General features: G+C 64.6%; 18 protein-coding genes. 12 read left to right on the top strand and 6 right to left on the bottom strand.

The window, feature by feature from the left end; translation table 11 throughout:
- Positions 1-106: 106 nt before the first annotated feature.
- Together JN280_RS20845 and JN280_RS20840 are read left to right on the top strand one after the other, a co-directional pair.
- Positions 107-346 (top strand): FitA-like ribbon-helix-helix domain-containing protein, encoded by a 240-nt coding sequence (locus JN280_RS20845; RefSeq protein WP_202304810.1) that lies wholly within the window; start codon positions 107-109, stop codon positions 344-346.
- Entirely contained in the window at positions 346-786 is a 441-nt protein-coding gene (locus JN280_RS20840; protein WP_202304809.1) for a type II toxin-antitoxin system VapC family toxin, read from the top strand. Before JN280_RS20845 ends, JN280_RS20840 begins: the two co-directional genes overlap by 1 nt.
- A 143-nt stretch (positions 787-929) precedes the next feature.
- Here the strand turns inward: JN280_RS20840 and JN280_RS20835 are convergent, their stop codons facing one another.
- The 3 genes from JN280_RS20835 to JN280_RS20825 form a co-directional block, all read right to left on the bottom strand.
- Positions 930-1607, bottom strand: a complete 678-nt coding sequence (locus JN280_RS20835) for a response regulator (RefSeq protein WP_202304808.1) — start codon at positions 1605-1607, stop codon at positions 930-932.
- Positions 1608-1940: 333 nt separating this feature from the next.
- On the bottom strand, positions 1941-3134 hold the full coding sequence (locus tag JN280_RS20830) for a Gfo/Idh/MocA family protein (RefSeq protein ID WP_202304807.1): 1194 nt from the start codon (positions 3132-3134) through the stop codon (positions 1941-1943).
- A 47-nt stretch (positions 3135-3181) separates the two neighbouring features.
- On the bottom strand, positions 3182-4237 hold the full coding sequence (locus JN280_RS20825; protein ID WP_202304802.1) for a sugar phosphate isomerase/epimerase family protein: 1056 nt from the start codon (positions 4235-4237) through the stop codon (positions 3182-3184).
- Positions 4238-4817: 580 nt separating this feature from the next.
- Between JN280_RS20825 and JN280_RS20820 the strand changes: the two genes are divergently transcribed.
- The 10 genes from JN280_RS20820 (at position 4818) to JN280_RS20775 (ending at position 14165) form a co-directional block, all read left to right on the top strand.
- Positions 4818-5726 (top strand): sugar phosphate isomerase/epimerase family protein, encoded by a 909-nt coding sequence (locus JN280_RS20820; RefSeq protein WP_202304801.1) that lies wholly within the window; start codon positions 4818-4820, stop codon positions 5724-5726.
- A 112-nt stretch (positions 5727-5838) separates the two neighbouring features.
- Positions 5839-7008 carry a mandelate racemase/muconate lactonizing enzyme family protein gene (locus JN280_RS20815; protein ID WP_202314939.1) on the top strand — a complete coding sequence of 390 codons (1170 nt, stop codon included), beginning with the start codon at positions 5839-5841 and terminating at the stop codon, positions 7006-7008.
- Between the two features lie 2 nt (positions 7009-7010).
- The gene (locus JN280_RS20810) at positions 7011-7730 is read left to right on the top strand and encodes a FadR/GntR family transcriptional regulator (RefSeq protein ID WP_202304800.1); all 720 of its coding nucleotides are present in this window, start codon (positions 7011-7013) and stop codon (positions 7728-7730) included.
- Positions 7723-8715, top strand: coding sequence for an NAD(P)-dependent oxidoreductase (locus JN280_RS20805; RefSeq protein ID WP_202304799.1), 993 nt, complete (start codon positions 7723-7725; stop codon positions 8713-8715). Before JN280_RS20810 ends, JN280_RS20805 begins: the two co-directional genes overlap by 8 nt.
- 158 nt (positions 8716-8873) lie before the next feature.
- Positions 8874-9308, top strand: coding sequence for a YciI family protein (locus JN280_RS20800; RefSeq protein ID WP_202304798.1), 435 nt, complete (start codon positions 8874-8876; stop codon positions 9306-9308).
- A gap of 29 nt (positions 9309-9337) precedes the next feature.
- Positions 9338-9757 carry a YciI family protein gene (locus JN280_RS20795; protein WP_202304796.1) on the top strand — a complete coding sequence of 140 codons (420 nt, stop codon included), beginning with the start codon at positions 9338-9340 and terminating at the stop codon, positions 9755-9757.
- Positions 9758-9913: 156 nt separating this feature from the next.
- Positions 9914-11059, top strand: a complete 1146-nt coding sequence (locus tag JN280_RS20790; protein ID WP_202304794.1) for a glycosyltransferase family 87 protein — start codon at positions 9914-9916, stop codon at positions 11057-11059.
- A gap of 78 nt (positions 11060-11137) precedes the next feature.
- The gene (locus tag JN280_RS20785) at positions 11138-12391 is read left to right on the top strand and encodes an RNA polymerase sigma factor (protein WP_202304792.1); all 1254 of its coding nucleotides are present in this window, start codon (positions 11138-11140) and stop codon (positions 12389-12391) included.
- A gap of 372 nt (positions 12392-12763) precedes the next feature.
- Positions 12764-13846: a WD40/YVTN/BNR-like repeat-containing protein gene (locus tag JN280_RS20780; protein ID WP_202304790.1), complete on the top strand. Its 1083-nt coding sequence runs from the start codon at positions 12764-12766 to the stop codon at positions 13844-13846.
- Positions 13847-13868: 22 nt separating this feature from the next.
- Positions 13869-14165, top strand: coding sequence for a MoaD/ThiS family protein (locus JN280_RS20775; protein WP_202304788.1), 297 nt, complete (start codon positions 13869-13871; stop codon positions 14163-14165).
- 123 nt (positions 14166-14288) lie between these two features.
- Here the strand turns inward: JN280_RS20775 and JN280_RS20770 are convergent, their stop codons facing one another.
- The 3 genes from JN280_RS20770 to JN280_RS20760 all read right to left on the bottom strand — a co-directional run bounded on the left by JN280_RS20770 (position 14289) and on the right by JN280_RS20760 (position 18250).
- The gene (locus JN280_RS20770; protein ID WP_244741829.1) at positions 14289-16298 is read right to left on the bottom strand and encodes an acyltransferase family protein; all 2010 of its coding nucleotides are present in this window, start codon (positions 16296-16298) and stop codon (positions 14289-14291) included.
- Positions 16299-16567: 269 nt separating this feature from the next.
- Positions 16568-16960: a YciI family protein gene (locus tag JN280_RS20765; RefSeq protein WP_244741826.1), complete on the bottom strand. Its 393-nt coding sequence runs from the start codon at positions 16958-16960 to the stop codon at positions 16568-16570.
- Positions 16961-17167: 207 nt separating this feature from the next.
- Positions 17168-18250 carry an ABC transporter ATP-binding protein gene (locus tag JN280_RS20760; protein WP_202304786.1) on the bottom strand — a complete coding sequence of 361 codons (1083 nt, stop codon included), beginning with the start codon at positions 18248-18250 and terminating at the stop codon, positions 17168-17170.
- Positions 18251-18406: the final 156 nt, after the last annotated feature.

The following is an 18406-nucleotide window of genomic DNA, read 5'->3' as shown; positions in this document are numbered from 1 at the left end:
CCACTCGGTCGCGCTCCAACGATCGATATCATCGGCCGTTGGTATCTTGTTCAATCCTGTTCAGGTTGCTATCTTTGCTCTCATTGAGAGCATTGGAGGCATGTCAATGGCCGGCAATTTGCATGTCCGTAACCTCGACGACGAACTGATCGCGAAACTCAAGATTCGCGCCGCCCGCCATGGCCGGTCTGCAGAAGCCGAACATCGCGAGATTCTAAGGCAGGCGCTTGCAGCTGAGGTCGACCCTACATTCGACGATCTGGCCGCTCAATTGCGCAAGCTCACAGCCTCCCGCAAACAGACCCCTTCGGAGGTGCTGCTGCGCGAAGGACGTGATGAACGGTGATGGAAACACTCATCATCGACGCCAGCATTGCGGTCAAATGGGTTGTGGAGGAAGACGGGACGGAAGCGGCGATCGCAATGCGATCAAGATTCCGCTTTGCCGCACCTGATTTGCTTGTCGCTGAGTGTTCAAATATTCTCTGGAAGAAAGTCCAGCGCGGCAATCTGACGAAAGAGGAAGCTGTCATGGCTGGCCGCCTCCTCGAACGTTCGGACGTCGAATTGCTTCCAATGCGGGGCATTTTGGAGCAGGCAACTACACTCGCCATCGAACTTGACCATCCGGCATACGATTGCGTCTATTTGGCACTCGCTCATCAGCGGCAACAGCGGTTCGTGACAGCTGATCAACGGCTGTTGCGGGTAATCGCCAGCAAAGCATCCGACAATCTGGCAGAGCTCTGCATCGCACTTGATCAAGTCCACGGCGAGAGCCGCTGAACCTATCTGCCCACGCGGATCTGATCGTTCCAACGTTCCCGATCCAGTGCAAGACGCTCGAAACCGGCGGGCCATTTGCCTGCGAATCCAGCGGCAAGTAGATGCCTGCCTTCCAAATACCGAGCTAAAGAACCAGCTATCGCTCAGAACGCGGCCGTGTCCCGGAACAGATCCGCATTGTCGAGCTTCGACACCTCGATCACGGCCTGGGTGCGGCTATAGACGTTGAGCTTGCGCAGGATCTCGGAGACATGCGCCTTCACGGTCGTCTCCCCGACCTGCAGCTCATAGGCGATCTGCTTGTTGAGCATGCCCTGCTTCAGCATGTGCAGCACACGCAGTTGCTGCGGCGTCAGTTTGGACAGCCGCCGCACCATTTCGGCGCGGTCGGACCTGTCGGCGTCGGGCGCCTGGCCATCATAGTTCTCCGGCACGTAGATGGCGCCTTCCATGACGTCACGGATCGCCTGGGCGAGTTCGTCCTTGCGCACGGATTTCGGGATGAAGCCCGCAGCCCCGTAGGACAGCGCCTCGGATATGATGCGCGGTTCCTCATGGCCCGAGACGACCACGACGGGAAGCCGCGGATGGCGGGTGCGCAACTGCAGCAGGCCTTCGAAACCCTGCACGCCGGGCATGCTGAGATCGAGCAGCGCAAGGTCGAAGGGTATCGGGCTGCCGAGCAGATCGAGCGCCTCCTCGACGCTGCGCGCCTCGACCGTATCGACGTCGGGGTAGGCCATGCGCACGGCGCTGTGCAGCGCCTCCCGGAACAGCGGGTGGTCGTCGATAATCAGGAAACGAACCGTTTCGCCGCCCATGGCTGCAACCTCTGCACTTCGTCCCGAAGGGCCCCCGGCGCCTCTATCGGCCCCATGCGGGTCGGGCTTCCGGGCCTCATCCATGCCGCTTGTCCGGCGAGCTTAACCGACGCGGCTGGGCGCGCTAATTGGCCAATAGTACAGTTTCCGTGATTGTCGCGCCCGCCCCGCAACATATCGCATCGAGCCTGGGGGTGACCACATCTTTCCACGGTCTTGCGAGATGAACGGGCAACCGCGCCACGGCTGCACCGGTCACGTCGATGCAGCACCGCTGCAGTCTTCCTGGCCTCGCGCGCGGCGGCACGCGGCAAGACGGTCGTGACAGATGCGTCAGGGCTTCACCCAGGCGCCGTTCCTGGCCGATGATTTCACGCAAGCCTCGACGAAGGCCACGCCTTCGACGCCGTCCTGGACGGTCGGATAGATGACCTCCTTGGGAACCCTGCCGCCCTTCTTGCGCGCCGCACGGATGGCGCGGGCAGCCTCCGCATAGATGTTGGCGAAACCTTCGAGATAGCCTTCCGGATGGCCCGACGGCACACGGGTCACGCGACCGGCGGCCGGTCCGGCGCCCGCGCCGGCGCGCGTGATCAACTGCTTCGGCTGGCCGAACGGCGTGAACCATAGATAATTGGGATCGGCCTGCACCCATTCGAGGCCGCCCTTGCTGCCATAGACGCGCAGCTTCAACCCGTTCTCATGACCGACAGCCACCTGGCTCGCCCAGATCATGCCCTTGGCGCCCTTGCCGCTGCCCTTCGCCGCCGGCTTGAAGCGCAGCATCACATGGGCGTTGTCGTCGAGCTGGCGCCCCGGCACGAAGGCATCGAGATCGGCCGCAAGGCTGTCGAGCTCGAGCCCTGTCACGAACCGCAGCAGATTGTAGGCGTGGGTGCCGATGTCGCCCGTCGAGCCGCCCGCGCCCGATCGCTTGGGGTCCGTTCGCCAGGCTGCCTGTTTCTGGCCGGTCGCCTCGAGGTTCTCCGTCAGCCAATCCTGCGGATATTCCGCCTGGACGACACGGATCTCGCCGAGCTGGCCTTTCTGGACCATCTCGCGCGCCTGCCGCACCATCGGATAACCGGTGTAGTTGTGGGTGAGCACGAAGAGCTTGCCGCTCTTCTCGACAAGGGCGGCGAGCTTTTTCGCGTCGGCGAGCGTCGAGGTCAGCGGCTTGTCGCAGATGACATGGATGCCGGCCTCCAGGAAGGCCTTGGCCGCCGGCCAGTGCATGTGGTTCGGCGTGACGATCGCCACCGCCTCGATGCCGTCGGGGCGCTTCGCCTCGGCCTTCGCCATTTCCTGGAAGGAGCCATAGCTGCGGGCCGGGTCGAGCCCGAGTTCGGCGGCAGACGCCCTGGCCCGCTCGGGATCAGACGACAGCGCGCCGGCGACCAGTTCGAACTCGCCGTCCATGCGCGCGGCGATGCGATGCACACCGCCGATGAAGGCGCCTTGACCTCCGCCCACCATGCCGTAGCGGATCGGTCCTTGCGCGCGTTCCGCCCTGCCCTCGATCGCCATGCCAGTTTCCTCCTCTCCGTTTGTTCTCGCCGCTTCCGCTCGCTCCGTCAGATTCCCATCATCGCCCGCAGCAGCTTCTTGTCCGTCTTGCCGCCGGCGAAGTCGTCGAAGGCCCGCTCCGTCACCCTGATGATGTGGCTCTGGATGAAGGGTGCGCCCTCGGCGGCGCCGTCTTCCGGGTGCTTCAGGCAGCATTCCCATTCCAGGACCGCCCAGGAATCGTAGTCATATTGGGCGAGCTTGGAGAAGATGCCGGTGAAATCGACTTGGCCGTCGCCGAGCGAACGGAACCGGCCTGCCCGGTTCACCCAGCCCTGATAGCCGGAATAGACGCCTTGCCGCCCATCGGGGTTGAACTCGGCATCCTTCACATGGAAGGCCTTGATGCGCTCGTGATAGATATCGATGAAGGCGAGATAGTCGAGCTGCTGCAGCAGGAAGTGCGAGGGGTCATAGTTGATGTTGGCCCTGGCGTGGCCGCCGACCGCGTCGAGGAACATCTCGAATGTCGCGCCGTCGAACACGTCCTCGCCCGGGTGAAGCTCATAACCGATGTCCACGCCAGCGTCTTCATAAGCGTCGAGGATCGGTTTCCACCGCTTGCCGAGCTCGCCGAACGCCTCCTCGATCAGCCCCGCGGGGCGCTGCGGCCACGGATAGAGGTAGGGGAAAGCCAGCGCGCCGGAGAATGAGACGGATGCCGTCAGCCCGAGATTCCGCGACGCCTTGGCGCCGAGCTTCATCTGGTCGACCGCCCATTTCTGCCGGGCCTTGGGATTGTTGTGCACCGAGGCGGGCGCGAAACCGTCATACTGGCTGTCATAGGCCGGATGGGTGGCGACGAGTTGGCCCTGGAGATGGGTCGACAACTCCGTGACCTCGACGCCGTTTTCGGCGCAGATGCCCTTGACCTCGTCGCAATAGGTTTTGGAAGAGGCCGCCTTGGCCAGATCGAACAGCCGCCCGTCCCAGGTCGGGATCTGCACGCCCTTGTAGCCGAGGTCGCCGGCCCATTTGGTGATGCTCTTCAGCGAGTTGAACGGGGCGGCGTCGCCAGCGAACTGCGCGAGAAATATGCCGGGGCCCTTCATTGTCCTGGGCATGACTGTCCTCCCTCCTTGCTCGGAAATCGCGTTGCGCAATCGATTACATTTCCCGAAGCATTCGACAACCGGTCACCGACGACTGTCCCAAGCAACGGGACGTTTCGCGCCGGCCCCTTCACCAGGTTCGCGATGCGGAGCCCGGGCGCTCGTCGACAGGCGTGTCGCAGAAATCAACCAGGCACCGGTTGCTTCGGAAGGAGGAGCCGGCGGCCCACCCGCCGCCGGCTCCTCCTCACCCCCGGCATCGCAGTCCGCCTGCCGGAGCGTCGGCGGCAACGAACCCTCTCCATTTCTGGTAATACCAAATTTGCGAAAACCGTCAAGGGGAGCAGAATTGCGCGGCTTCGGGTCGGGTCAACTCGGAAGGAAAAATTTTATAAGTGATTTCAAAGCGATAAATTGATCGCGGAGACCTCTGATGCGACTTCTTGCGGCTTCCCCGGAAATGGGCTAGAAAACGATCCGCACCCAATTGGTCTAACCAGTTTGAGGAGAAGGCTGGACTGACCTGGGGAGGAAGCCGGCACGCCCTCACTGGACGCGTTGGCGGCAGTGAATTCTGGGAAGAGGAAAGGCCATGCATCTTTCGACGCACAACTGGATGCGCGCGGAGCCGCTCGAGACGACGCTCCGGAGGATCAAGAAGTTCGGCTACGAGAGCATCGAGATCTCGGGCGAACCGACGCAATACGACACCACGGAGACCCGCCGCCTGCTCAAGGAGCACGGCATCCGCTGCTGGGGCGCGGTCACGCTGACGCTCGGTGAGCGCAACCTCGCCGCCAAGGACGAGGGCCAGCGCGCCCGTTCCGTCGACTACGTCAAGAGCGTGCTGACCATGGTCAGCGAACTGGACGGCGAGATCGTCACGCTGGTGCCGGCCACCGTGGGCAAGGTCGTGCCCGACGGCACCGAGGCCGAGGAATGGAAGTGGGTGGTGGACGCCACACGGGAATGCTTCGCCCACGCCAGGAAGGTCGGCGTGAGGATCGCGGTGGAGCCGCTCAATCGTTTTGAGACCTATCTGTTCAACCGCGCCGCGCAGGCCCTGGCGCTCGCCGATGCTATCAGCCCCGAATGCGGCGTCTGCCTCGACGCCTTCCATCTCAACATCGAGGAAGAGGACATGTATGAGGCGATCCGGCTCGCCGGGAAACGCCTCTTCGACTTCCATGTCGCCGACAACAACCGATTCGCCTGCGGACTCGGCCAACTCGATTGGGCCAGGATCGTCGGCACGCTCAAGGAGATCGGTTATGACGGCGCCCTCACCAACGAGTTCGTCGCGCCGGTCGACCGCACGCCGGCCGCCAAATACAAGAACATGGTGGAGCGCAACCCGGTCGACATCTCGCCCGAGCAGTTGAAGTTCATCCAGGACCACGGCTCCAGCGTGCTCACCGAGGAGTTCTATTCCGACCAGATGCGCATCACGGCTGAGACGATCCTGCCGCTGATCGGCAAGCAGCATCTGATGAGCAAGTAGAGACGGCCCGGATTGGTTGGGACAGGGATCCTTCTCTTCCGGGCAATCCCCGGCAAAACCGTGAAGCGCTTGGCGTCCGGAACAGCTCTGGAGGGGAAGGGCAAGGGTGAGCATGCGCATCGGCCGAGTTGAAGCCTGGTGGGTCCGGATACCCATCGAGAAGAGCCGCCAGCATCGCAGCGACTTCGGTCGGATCGCGACCTTCGACGCCGCGATCCTGCGCATCGAGACGGCGGACGGCATCGTCGGCTGGGGCGAGGGCAAGAACGCGGCCGGCAGCGCCGGCAGCTACGGCGCCCTCGTCCATATGCTGAACCACGAGATCGGGCCGCAGCTCATCGGCCGCGACCCGCGCGACATCGCCGTCATCTGGGAGATGCTCTACAACGGCGTGCGCCACGAAAGCGCGGCCTTGACTGGCCATTCCATGCCGCAACTCGCGCGGCGCGGCCTGACGACGGCAGCCATCAGCGCGGTAGACATTGCGCTATGGGACATCTTCGGCAAGTTGTTGGGCGAGCCTGTGTGGCGCCTGCTCGGCGGCAGGAAGCGGGATCGCCTGCCGGCCTATGCCTCGGGGGGCTGGGCGAGCGCCGAGACGATCGGTGCGCAGCTGCGATCCTATATCGACGAGGGCGGCTTCAAGGCGGTGAAGATGCGCGTCGGCGCCATGGACGGCGCACCCAATATCTCCGCCGCGCGCGTGCAGGCCGCGCGAGAGGCGCTGGGCCCCGATATAGAAATCATGGTCGATGCCCACGGCACCTATACGGTCGCCGAGGCCAAGCGCTTCGCGCATCTGGTGGCCGACTGCGATCTGGCCTGGTTCGAGGAGCCCGTCATCGCCGACGACAAGCCCGGCATGGCCGAGTTGCGCGCCTCGACCTCGATCCCCATCGCTACCGGCGAGAGCGAGGCCACGCGCTTCGCTTTCCGCGACCTCGCCGTGCTGAAGGCCGCCGACATCTTCCAGCCGGACCCCGCCTTTTGCGGCGGCATCAGCGAGGCTGTCAGAATCGCAACCCTGGCCAGCGCGTTCAACCTGCGCTTCGCGCCGCATCTGTGGGCGGGCGCGCCCTGCTTCCATGCGGGGCTGCATGTCTGCGCGGCGGCGGCGTCGAGCTTCGTCATCGAATATTCGCTCGGCGCCAACCCGATGATCCACGACCTGATCGAGGAAACGATTGACTTGAAGGAGGGTATGATCGCAATACCCGACCGCCCCGGCCTCGGTTTCACGATCTCCGAGAGCTTCCTGGAGGCCCATATCGTAAAGCCCTGACGATGACTGAAAAGAACCTGCTCGCCGAACTCGCGTCCCACCTGTTTTCCTGCTCGGACGAGCATACCGGCCGCACGCCTTCCGAGCGCGAGCTGGCCGAGCATTTTTCGGTCAGCCGCGGCCAGATCCGCGAGGCGCTCGCCATATTGGAGGCCATGCGCATCGTCGAGCGGCGCGCGAAATCGGGCATCTACCTGACCCGGCACCAGGCGAGCGTGGAGGCTCTGGCGCTGTTCGCCAGGGCCGGTCTGCCGCTCGATCCCGTGCAGATCTACGAGGCCGTCGAGCTGCGCAAGATCCATGAGATCAAGGCCGCCGAACTTGCCTGCAGCCGGGCGACGGAGGAGAATTATGAAAGGCTGCGCGAGATCCTTCGGGAGTCCGAGGAGAAGATCGCCGCCGGCGAATCGATCCACAAGCAAGACAAGGAATTCCACCTGGAGATCGTGCGCGCCACGAAGAACAGCGTCTTCCACCAGGTCTGCAGCCTCTATTATGTAATGGGCGAGGGTCGCCTTCCGATCTATTTCAGCGACCCGGAGCGCAGCCGCCGCTCTCATGCCGACCATCTCCAGATCTTCGATGCGCTGCTGCGCCGCGACGGCAACCTGGCCCAGGCGCTGATGAGCGCGCATCTGCAGGGTGCGGAAAGCTATTGGAAAGGCCTGATCGAGAGCCGCGAGGCCGACGAAGCCGAAGCCTCGCGGCTACAGGATGCGTAAACGGGCGAAAATACTCTCGACACATACGCTCCATCCGCGGGCGACGGCGATGCTGACCGGCGCCGGCGACCTGGTGGTTGCTTCCGCACTCGACCCGCAGACCCTGATCCGCGAAGCATCCGACGTCGACATCGTGATCGTGCGCGCGCCTCTTCCCGCGGCCCTGTTCGCTGCCGCGACCGGCTTGCGGGCAGCCATCCGGCACGGCGCGGGGCTCGACATGATCCCGGTCGAGGCAGCGACGGAGGCGGGCGTGCTGGTCGCCAATGTGCCGGGTGTGAACGCACGCTCCGTGGCGGAGCACGTCTTTTTCGTGACGCTCGCGTTGCTCAGGCGCTTCCGCGTGATGGACACCGATCTTCGGGGCCGAGGCTGGCTCGCCGGCCGCGCCCATTCCGACCACACCAACGAGCTGGCGGGCCGCACGATGGGCATCGTCGGCCTGGGCAATGTCGGCCGCAACGTCATGCGCATCGCCCGCGACGGTTTCGGGCTGCGTGTCGCCGCCGCCAGCCGCAGCTCTCCGAGAGATCTGCCCGACGACGTCACGGTCCTCGGTATCGACGAACTCGTCGCGGAAAGCGATGTCCTCGTGCTCTGCTGCCCGCTGACCCCGGAGACGACCGGGCTGCTCGACCGTGACCGGATCGGCCGGATGAAGGCTGATGCTCTCGTCGTCAATGTCGCGCGCGGTGCCGTCATCGAGGACGCCGCGCTGATCGCATCCCTGCGCGAAGGCCGCATCGGCGGGGCAGCACTCGATGTTTTCGCGACGCAGCCTTTGCCGGCCGACCATCCCTATTTCTCTTTCCCGAATGTGATCGTCACGCCGCACATGGCAGGCATCACCGAGGAAAGCATGATGCGCATGGGAACGGGCGCGGCCGGCGAGGCGATCCGCGTTCTGTCCGGCCGGTTGCCGGTCAATCTGCGCAATCCGGACGCCTTGGAGCGCTACCGCAGGCGATTTCCCTCTCCGGCCTGAATGCTCGCGCGTCGACGCCTCGTCGCTCGCGCGAAAAAACTTCAACGCCCTTGTCGATTTCTGCGCTCCCCGCTCGACGTTCTCTCAGCACGAGGCAAAAGATGGGCGAAGCCCAGCGGAATTCGTGCCGGACATGAAGAAGCGAAGAGGAGACAGAGATGCGTGTGATGGTCATCATCAAGGCGGACAAGGATTCCGAGGCCGGCGTCATGCCGGGCGAAGACGTCCTGACGGCCATGGGCAATTTCAACGAGGAACTGGTCAAGGCCGGCATCATGCTCGCCGCCGAAGGGCTGCATCCGAGTGTGCGAGGCAAGCGCATCCACCTCGGTGCGAGCAGCCCCAAGGTGATCGACGGCCCGTTCGCGGAAACCAAGGAGCTGATCGCCGGCTTCTGGCTGTGGAAGGTCAAGTCGATGGAAGAAGCCGTGGATTGGGCCAAGCGTATTCCCAATCCGCGCCGCGCCGAAGCGACCATCGAGATCCGCCAGGTGGGCGAGGACGACGATTTCGGCGAAGCTTTCACGCCCGAATTGCGCGAGCAGGAGGCAAGGCTGCGCGCCGAGGCCGAACAGAACGCCCGCAAGGGCTGACGCCGCCGGACCAAGCAAGGAGACGAGACATGCGCTTCATGATGCTGATGATCCCCAAGGGATATGAGACCGCGGCTCCGGGCACTGTGCCCGATGACGTCGAACGCGTCGACGCCATGATGAAATACAATGAGGAACTGCATAAGGCCGGCGTCCTGCTCGCGCTGGACGGGTTACACCCGCCGTCCATGGGCGCGCGCGTATCGTTTGCAGGCGGCACGCCCAAGGTGACGGACGGTCCCTACAGCGAGGCCAAGGAAGTGGTCGGCGGCTACTGGATCATCCAGGCGAAATCGCGCGAGGAGGCCATCGAATGGGCCAAACGCTGCCCCGGGGCCGACAACGAGGTCATCGAGGTCCGCCAGGTGCACGAGCTGTCCGACTATCCGGAGGACGTGCAAGCCGTCGCGAGCGGGCTGACGGCGATGCAGGCGCCTTCGCAGCGGTGAAGCCGGGAGGGAGGAACCGATGCGCTTCATGATCTACCGTCCGGCCGACCTTGCGAAAGCCGGAGGCCGGCGTGCCGCCCCGCGATCGGGGCGGCAAGACGGCCTTAAGTTCTCTCCCATAGGCTTCGCACGGGCCGCAAGAGGCGGGCGGGGCGAATGGACGAGCGGCAGCGGACTTTCAAGATTGTCCTAATCGGGCTCTGCATCGCCCATTTCCTGGCCTTCTACGCATCAAGATACGCCGAGACGGCAGGCATCACCGGCCTGCTCTATCCCAACGGAACACCTGTCGGCGGCGACTTCATCAATCTGTGGGCGGCGGGCCGGCTCGTCCTGTCCGGCGCCTTTTCGGACATATATGACGTGGACCGGTTCATGGCCTATGAGCGCGGCTTCACGGGCGCCGCCATCGGCGTGCGTCTCTGGGCGTATCCGCCGCATTCGCTGCTCTTCGCCTGGCCGCTCGGCCTTTTCGGTTTCTATGCAGCTTTGGCGCTCTGGTCGGTGGCGGGCCTGGCCGTGCTCCATGTCGGCGCCCGCCGCTTCGGATTTGACAGGCTCGAGACCGCCGCCATCCTGATGTCGCCCGCGACCGTGCTCAATCTCTATTCCGGCCAGAGCGGCAGCCTGGCGACCGGCCTCCTGCTTGTCGCGCTCTCGCCACGCAAGGGGGGCGGAGCCCTGTCGGCCGGCGCCGCGGCGCTCCTTACGATCAAGCCGCAGGCCGGCTTCCTGCTGCCCCTGCTGTGGGCCTTCCAGCGGCGATGGCTCCTCATTATTTGCACCGCGCTCGCCGCCATCGCCCTGACTGCCATCGCGACCGCGTTCTTCGGTCTCGACGTCTGGCGCGGCTACCTGTCCGACACGCTGCCCGCCCTCAGCCATCTCGAGCGCGAAGGCAGCGGCCCCTTCACGACGATGATCCCCTCGCTGTTCATGGCGCTGCGCATCGTCACAGACGATGCCGACCTCGCTTCCGCCGGGCATCTGGCCTTCGCCCTGTCGGTTGCCCTGGTGCTCGTCCTAAGGCTTCGACAGACGGACGATCCCGTGAGGCAGAGCTCGCTTTTGCTTATCGCAACCGTGTTGATGACGCCTTATATCCACAACTACGATCTGGCTATTCTGGCCTGCGGTACGTTGCTGGTGGCGCGTCGCGCAGACGTGACCGCCGCCTCTCCCCTCCTGGTCCGCACCCTTGTGGTGACCGCCTGGCTCCTGCCCCAGCTCGTGGTGACATTCAACGTTCTGGGCCTGCCGGTCTCGCCGCTGCTCGTCCTGCCCCTGCTGTTCCTTGCATAGACTCCCGGACCGGACGAGCGACCGCCGCCGCCTGCCGCACGGGTTGCGCCGGCGCCGTAGAATGCTCTAATCGGCCTCATGACGGCCGACATCAATCGCACCATAGACGCGGTCTGGAGGATCGAGCAGGCGAAGCTGATCGCCGGGCTCGCCCGCATCGTGCGCGATGTGGGGCTCGCCGAGGAACTCGCGCAGGATGCGCTGGTCTCTGCGCTGGCGCAGTGGCCGCGGCAGGGCATTCCCCGCAACCCAGGCGCATGGCTCATGGCCGCCGCCAGGAACCGCGCGTTCGACCATCTTCGCCGCAAGAAGATGCTCGCGCGCAAGCACGAGCAGATCGCGCAGGAACTCGAGGACGAACAGGCAGCGACACCGGATTTCGACGCCGCGCTCGACGACCATATCGGTGACAATCTGCTCAGCCTGATCTTCACCGCCTGCCATCCGCTGCTCTCGCCAGAGGCCCGGGCAGCGCTGACCTTGCGCCTCATGGGCGGGCTGACCACCGACGAGATCGCCAGGGCGTTTCTCATCTCGGAGCCCACGGTCGCCCAGCGTATCGTGCGCGCCAAGCGTACGCTTGCCGATGCCGGCGTGCCCTTCGAGGTGCCGCGTGGGGCGGAGCTCGCCGGGCGGCTGTCATCGGTGCTCGAAGTGATCTACCTCATCTTCAACGAGGGCTACGCAGCCACGGCGGGTGACGATTGGATAAGGCCACAGCTCAGCGAAGAGGCGCTTAGGCTGGGCCGCATTTTGGCCGAGCTTGCGCCTGGGGAAGCCGAGGTCCACGGCCTTGTCGCGCTCATGGAGATCCAGGCCTCGCGTTTTGCCGCGCGCACCGGCCCGGCGGGCGAGCCGGTGCTGCTGCTCGACCAGAACCGCGCGCGCTGGGACCAGTTGCTCATCCGTCGTGGTCTCGCAGCCCTCGCCCGCGCCGAGGCGCACGGCGGCGTGCGCGGCCCCTATCTGCTCCAGGCCGAGATCGCCGCGTGCCACGCGCGGGCCCGCACCGCAGCCGAGACCGACTGGCACAGGATCGCGGCCCTCTACGCGGCACTGGTGCAGATCGTGCCCTCACCCGTGGTCGAGCTCAATCGCGCCGTCGCCATCGGCATGGCCTTCGGTCCGGCAGCCGGGCTTGAAATCGCCGATACGCTGGCCGAGGAACCCTCGCTGAAATCCTACCATCTCCTGCCCAGCGTGCGCGGCGACCTGCTGTTCAAGATGGGGCGGCTGGCCGCGGCCAAGGTCGAGTTCGAACGCGCCGCTGCGATGACCCGCAACGCGCGCGAGCGCGCGCTGCTCCTGGAGCGTGCGGCCGCCTGCGGATAGGCGCGCTCCGAGGCAATTGCGGTCGAGACTGTCCCGGCATTGCTGAAACCGGTCAGCGGCTGCCTGTGTGGGAACCGCAAAAGTGGCTCCGGCAAAGGAGCACGGCCGTTCGCGAATGGAGAGTCAATTGCCAAGTTGGCGCGACTCGCAGGATTGCCCGGTCACAGGCGCATGCGAATGCGACGCCCTTCCGCCATGCTGCCTACAATGCGGTCGGCACTTCCAGCGGACTTCCAGGAACAGTGTTGACATCGCCCATTACATCCAGCGACTCTTGCAACCGTCCAGGCAGCGCGCGAAAGCTCCACCCGTTCGCAATGGCGATGGGCAGCGATGTCGCGGCGGGAAATGTGCGGCTCAAGGGAGGAACACATGGCCGAGAGAATTCTCGTCCTGCTCGGAACGAAGAAAGGCGTCTTCATCGCCGAGAGCGATGCCGATCGCAGATCTTGGAACCTGCGCGGCCCGTTCTGCGAGCATTGGCCGATGAACCATGTGGTGGGCGACCCCGAGACCGGCACGATCTATGGCGGCGGTGGCAACGAATGGTTCGGCCCGGCTGTCTGGAAATCCGATGATTTCGGGGAGAGTTGGACCCATTCCAGCGCCGGCCTCGCATACGAAGCCGGTGTGGAGCCGGTGAAGGCGGTGTGGAGCCTGCACAGGCACAATGGCAGCCTCCTGGCCGGCGTGCAGCCGGCCGGCCTGTTCCGCAGCGACGACGGCGGCGAGAACTGGCGACATCTCGAAGGCCTGCAGAAGCATCCGTCGCGGCCCGAATGGACCCCGGGCGGCGCCGGCCTGATCCTTCATTCCCTGGTGGTCGACCCCGAGGACGAAGACCGCATCTGGATCGGCATCTCGGCAGCCGGCGTGTTCCACACGCAGGACGGCGGCAAGACCTGGGAGCCGCGCAATCGCGGAACCAGGGCCGACTTCCTGCCCGAAGGCCAGAACTATCCCGAATTCGGCCAGTGCGTGCACAATCTGGTCATGGCCCCGGGTGGTTCCGGCCGCCTCTATCAGCAGAACCATTGCGGCATGTATCGCAGCGACGACGGCGGTGCATCATGGCGCAGCATCGAGAAAGGCCTGCCCTCGACCTTCGGCTTTCCCGCGGCCACCCACCCGCGCGATCCCGACACGGTCTTTCTTCTGCCGCTCAACGGGGATACGGCAGGCCGCTACGTGCCCGACGCAAAAGGCGCGGTGTGGCGCAGCCGGGACGGCGGCGAGACATGGCAGGATCTGCGCAAGGGCCTGCCCCAGAAGAACGCCTATTTCGGCGTGTTGCGGCAAGCCATGGCAACCGACCGCCTCGACCCGGCCGGGGTCTATTTCGGCACCAGTTCGGGAGCATTGTTCGTGAGCGCGGACGAAGGCGAGAGCTGGACGGCCGTGGCCGAGCATCTTCCGACGGTGCTTTCGGTGGAAACTCTTGTTCTCGACCAATGAATTGCCGCCCGGATCCGCGCCGATGAGGAGCGAACAGATACCAGACGCTGCGCCGGCGGTGGTGGCGCGCCTGCCCGGGCTGCTCGTCGATCTCTTTCCGGGCGCTCCGCGCCGGGTCGAGGTGACAGCGGAGACCGTCGGGCAAATGATCGAGGCGCTCGACGCCCGCTGGCCCGGCATGCGCGACCGGCTCTGCGATTCGCGGCCGGCGATCCGCAAGCATATCAACGTCTTCGTCGACGGAGAGCGTGCGACGCTCGAAACCAGGCTTCCCCCGGGACAGGAGGTTTTCATCCTCACGGCGATAAGCGGTGGTTAGCCCGGGATCACGATACGAAGCTTGGACATCGCCGACCACCTGACCCAGACGATTTGGTGGGCTCGGCAACGGCCCTGCCCTACCAGAGACGAACTGTGGACGACTGCCCGTGGGTGCCTCGCGTCACCGGGACCGAACAGCCTCATCGCTGGAGATGCCGGCACGCCTTTCGCCGAAGATCGCCCTTTCCAGGGGCACGGCCAGTGAATCGGCATAAGAAACGGCGAGATGCTGGCGGTCGCGATATGTGAGCTTGCCGTCGATCACAGCCGGACAGTTGCTGTCGTCACAAAGCATTTCAGATGTATCGACATAGCGCACCCCGTTCACGCCGGCGACCGCGGCTTTCTCGGTTTCGTGGATCCCCTGGTCCAGCGCTTCTGCACGGGGCGTATCGCAGGCCGAGGACGGCCTTCCCTGCCACAGGGCGCGTGCGACGCATTTGCCGAGATCCGTCTTGTGGAGCGGCACGTCGCGCAACAGCACCACCGCGGTGCCGGCCTGACGCAGCGTACCGAGCGAGGATTTGACGCCTTCGGCCCAGATCTCCTGGTCGACCGGATGATAGAACTGCGTCTCGACGGCGTTCTGCGCATAATGCTGCGAGAACTGCGAGACGACGACGATCGCCGGCTTGAGCGAGACGATTTCCCGCATGGCCCGCTCGCGCCAGCGATCGCATTCGTCGAATTTCCGCTTCAGGCTCGCACTCCACACCGGAACCCTGGCCATGGGACAGGCACCCTTCAGATAGGCGACCAGCCGCCAACCTCTATCCTTCGCGATCCTGGCGAGGGGCGTCGACCAATGGTCGGCGTGGGAATCGCCGAACAACACCATGGTTCTGTCGGATCGGGCGGCGCCCAGATCGCAGGGAAAGGGTTCGTCGGTCTCCAGCCTCGCCACGCAGGAATCATCTGCTTCGCGCGCCACCGATTTCCGCTCCGCGCTTTCACGAACGAAACGCTGCCGATCGTCGACGTTGCGGCCGGAGAGATCCGCGCTTCCATAGGCGACCGTGACCCCTATGGCCGTGAGCAGGGCGGCAAAGCCGAGCGACCGGCCGCTCCCGGCGGACAGCCATGGGCTGTGGCGTACCGGATTCTCGACCAGACGGTAACTCAGGGCCGAAAGCGCTACTGTCAGCGCCAGACAGGCGAAACGGTCGACGGCCGTCAGGTCCGGTTTGAGGATCGTCGCATAGACGATCACCGGCCAGTGCCAGAGGTAGAGAGAATAGGAAATCTTGCCCACCCATTGGAAAAGGGTATTGCCCAGAAGACCAGCGCCCCCCGCTGGGCTGCGCCGCGCTGTGCCCAGCAGCACCAGGACCGTTCCGGCGACGGGCAGCAAGGCCGCGAAGCCGGGAAAGGCTCCGTCTTCCGTCAGGGTCAGGTATGCGGTTACGATCAGGGCGAGGCCCACCCAGGTGAGCGCGGGCGAGAAACGGAAGCCTTCCGCCCAGCGCTGCGTAACCGCGAGTGAGGCAATACCGCCAGCGGCGAATTCCCAGGCCCTGAACGGCGAGAAATAGAAAGCCCAGGGCTGGGCCACCTCGGTGAACCAGGCGCAGAGACCGAATGAGGTAGCGCCGACGATGACCATGAGGGCTGCGGTGCCACGCAGCCCGGGCCGCAACCAGGCAAAGAACAGGAGAAGCGCCGGCCAGGCCAGATAGAACTGCTCCTCGACCGACAGCGACCAGAAATGCAGGAAGGGATTGTCGGCGACATCGGGCGCGAAATAGTCGAACGACCATCGGATCAGCCAAAGGTTGATCACATAGGCCGAGGCGAACAGGGCGCCCTTCGAATAGAGCTGATGCTCGGACGGCGCAAGGATGAAATAGCCCACAGCCAGCGTTGTCAGGATGACCAGCAGCGAAGCGGGAAGCAGGCGGCGCGCACGGCGGGCATAGAAGCGCCAGAGATCGACCGTGCCCCGCTCGGCGATCTCCCGCTGAAGATGGCTGGTGATCAGATAACCTGAGATGACGAAGAAGATATCGACGCCTGCGAAGCCGCCGGAGAGCTCGGTCAGGCCGAAATGGAAAGCCACGACGCCGGTGACTGCGATCGCGCGCAGCCCCTCGATCTCGGGCCGGAACGATTGCGGGGCAGTCAGGTCTTTCAATGTTCATCGCTCCGGCTTTTGGCCAGAAGCGCTGAACCAGAAGTCTGGAACGGCGCTCCAACTTGTTGTTCATGCACCGGAATTGGCCGAAGAGCGGTCTCGGCCCGGTACTTCGCAGAGCTCCGGGGAGCGGCGGGCAGGTTTGCTGCAAACGCCGGCGCGCGCAATGCAACAAGTTTGATGCAGCGCAACATCAAGTGAGCGGCGAGCCCCCGCCCCCGCATCGACAGGCAATGCGGGGACGCCATGAAGCATCGTCGACGAAGACCTCAGCCCATGCCGATCTTGCGGAACCGATCGACCTCGACGCTCGGCTCGAAATCCTCGAGCTCGAACATCTGGCGGATCTCGATGCTGCCGTCCGCCGTGCCCGGATTGGGGAAGCGGCTGGCCCATTCGAAGGCCTCCTCCCTGGAGCCCACCTTGATGATCGTATAGCCGGCGATCAGTTCCTTGGTTTCCGCGAACGGCCCGTCGATCGTCTTGCGCTTGCCGCCGGACCATTGGATGCGCCAGCCCCTGGCGCTCGGATGAAGACCGTTGCCGTCGACGAGCACGCCGGCCTTCGCCATCTCCTCGTGATATTCCGCCATGGCGTCGAACACCTCCTGCGGCGGCATGACGCCCGCCTCGGAATCCTTGCTCGCCTTCACGATGATCATTTATCGCATTGCCGATCTCCCTTACGTTTTGGAACCGCCCCGGACAGGGGGGCTACCGGGACGTCGAGCCGGTAGGGGAAGAATCGACATTTGCCGCCCAACTTTCTGGCGAATCTCAGCCGAGGCGGCGCTACCGACTCTGACGACCGGCGAAGCACCGGATCGACATCTCGACAAGAATCTTTTTTCGGGAACGCCAGCCGCGGCTCAGGCGCGGTGGCGCAGGCTGACCCCGGTGCCACGATCGAACAGAACCACCTTGTCCTGGTTCCAGGCAAAACGGACCGCGTCCTCTATGGCGACCTTCACATTGGCCGGCACGGTAGCCCGCAGCGTGGCGTCACCCACACGCAGCGTCACGATCTTCTCCACGCCGTGGTTCTCGACGTCGTGGACAAACCCCTCCACCGGCGCGCCGGCCTCGATAAGGATATCCTCCGGCCGGATGCCGAAGGTCAGCGGCCTGTCGTCGGCAGGCGCTGCGCTGGCCTTGCCGGCATAGGGCAGTTCGAAGGCGACGGGCGCAACCACCGCGCGCCCCCCGGTGAGCCGGCCGTCGAGCAAATTCATCGGCGGCGAGCCGACGAAGCTCGCCACGAAGGTATCGCGCGGGTTGGTATAGATTTCCTGCGGCGTCCCGGTCTGGACGAGGCGGCCATGGTTGAGCACGCCAACCTTGTCGCCCATCGACATGGCCTCGATCTGGTCATGGGTGACGAACAGGAAGGTCGCTCCGAGGTTCATCTGGAGGTTCTTCAGTTCGGTGCGCAACGCTTCGCGCAGCTTGGCATCGAGCGCCGACAGCGGCTCGTCCATGAGGAAAACCCGCGGCTTCCTGACAATCGCCCGGCCGATCGACACGCGCTGCATCTCGCCGCCCGACAGCCTGTCGGTCTTGCGGTCCAGGAGATGCTCGATGCGCAGCGTTCTTGCGGCGCGGGCGACGCGTTCGGCGATCTCGGCATCGGGCACCCGGCGGATCTTCGACTTCAGGGGGAATTCGAGGTTCTGGCGAACGGTGTATCGGGGATAGAGTGAATATTGCTGCAGCACCAGCGCAACATCGCGTTCGGCCGCGCCCCAGCCGCCGACATCGATGCCGTCGATGAAGATATTGCCTTCGGTCGGCTCCTCCAGTCCGGCTATCAGACGGAGCGTGGTCGTCTTGCCGGCGCCGGTTTCGCCCAGAAGCACGAAGAACTCGCCGTCGGCTATGTCGAGATCGAGCCTGGCCAGTGCCGTGTGCGAGCCAAACTTCTTGGTGACCTTTCGTAGTTCGATATTGGCCATGGTCAGAACGCCTTCGCGATAATTCCTGCCGTCAGTTGACCCCTCATCCGACCTCGCTTCGCGAGGCCACCTTCTCCCACAAGGGGAGAAGGCCGGCGCCTGGCCCTGCCGGCTCCGCAAGTCACCCGACATTGACTATTGGCCGAGAAGCAGGCT

Source organism: Mesorhizobium sp. L-8-10 (genome assembly GCF_016756635.1).
In the GTDB taxonomy this organism is placed as follows: domain Bacteria; phylum Pseudomonadota; class Alphaproteobacteria; order Rhizobiales; family Rhizobiaceae.
Note: the sequence above shows the minus strand (reverse complement) of the source record. Positions and strands in the feature narration are given on the sequence as shown.

Excerpts from the sequence above, each read along its gene's own strand:
- JN280_RS20765 (WP_244741826.1), bottom strand. The coding sequence starts at position 16,960 with ATGATCATCGTGAAGGCGAGCAAGGATTCCGAGGCGGGCGTCATGCCG.
- JN280_RS20795 (WP_202304796.1), top strand. The coding sequence starts at position 9,338 with ATGCGCTTCATGATGCTGATGATCCCCAAGGGATATGAGACCGCGGCT.
- JN280_RS20815 (WP_202314939.1), top strand. The coding sequence starts at position 5,839 with ATGCGCATCGGCCGAGTTGAAGCCTGGTGGGTCCGGATACCCATCGAG.
- JN280_RS20780 (WP_202304790.1), top strand. The coding sequence starts at position 12,764 with ATGGCCGAGAGAATTCTCGTCCTGCTCGGAACGAAGAAAGGCGTCTTC.
- JN280_RS20830 (WP_202304807.1), bottom strand. The coding sequence starts at position 3,134 with ATGGCGATCGAGGGCAGGGCGGAACGCGCGCAAGGACCGATCCGCTAC.
- JN280_RS20790 (WP_202304794.1), top strand. The coding sequence starts at position 9,914 with ATGGACGAGCGGCAGCGGACTTTCAAGATTGTCCTAATCGGGCTCTGC.
- JN280_RS20845 (WP_202304810.1), top strand. The coding sequence starts at position 107 with ATGGCCGGCAATTTGCATGTCCGTAACCTCGACGACGAACTGATCGCG.
- JN280_RS20810 (WP_202304800.1), top strand. The coding sequence starts at position 7,011 with ATGACTGAAAAGAACCTGCTCGCCGAACTCGCGTCCCACCTGTTTTCC.
- JN280_RS20820 (WP_202304801.1), top strand. The coding sequence starts at position 4,818 with ATGCATCTTTCGACGCACAACTGGATGCGCGCGGAGCCGCTCGAGACG.
- JN280_RS20835 (WP_202304808.1), bottom strand. The coding sequence starts at position 1,607 with ATGGGCGGCGAAACGGTTCGTTTCCTGATTATCGACGACCACCCGCTG.
- JN280_RS20825 (WP_202304802.1), bottom strand. The coding sequence starts at position 4,237 with ATGCCCAGGACAATGAAGGGCCCCGGCATATTTCTCGCGCAGTTCGCT.
- JN280_RS20800 (WP_202304798.1), top strand. The coding sequence starts at position 8,874 with ATGCGTGTGATGGTCATCATCAAGGCGGACAAGGATTCCGAGGCCGGC.
- JN280_RS20805 (WP_202304799.1), top strand. The coding sequence starts at position 7,723 with ATGCGTAAACGGGCGAAAATACTCTCGACACATACGCTCCATCCGCGG.
- JN280_RS20775 (WP_202304788.1), top strand. The coding sequence starts at position 13,869 with ATGAGGAGCGAACAGATACCAGACGCTGCGCCGGCGGTGGTGGCGCGC.
- JN280_RS20760 (WP_202304786.1), bottom strand. The coding sequence starts at position 18,250 with ATGGCCAATATCGAACTACGAAAGGTCACCAAGAAGTTTGGCTCGCAC.
- JN280_RS20840 (WP_202304809.1), top strand. The coding sequence starts at position 346 with ATGGAAACACTCATCATCGACGCCAGCATTGCGGTCAAATGGGTTGTG.
- JN280_RS20785 (WP_202304792.1), top strand. The coding sequence starts at position 11,138 with ATGACGGCCGACATCAATCGCACCATAGACGCGGTCTGGAGGATCGAG.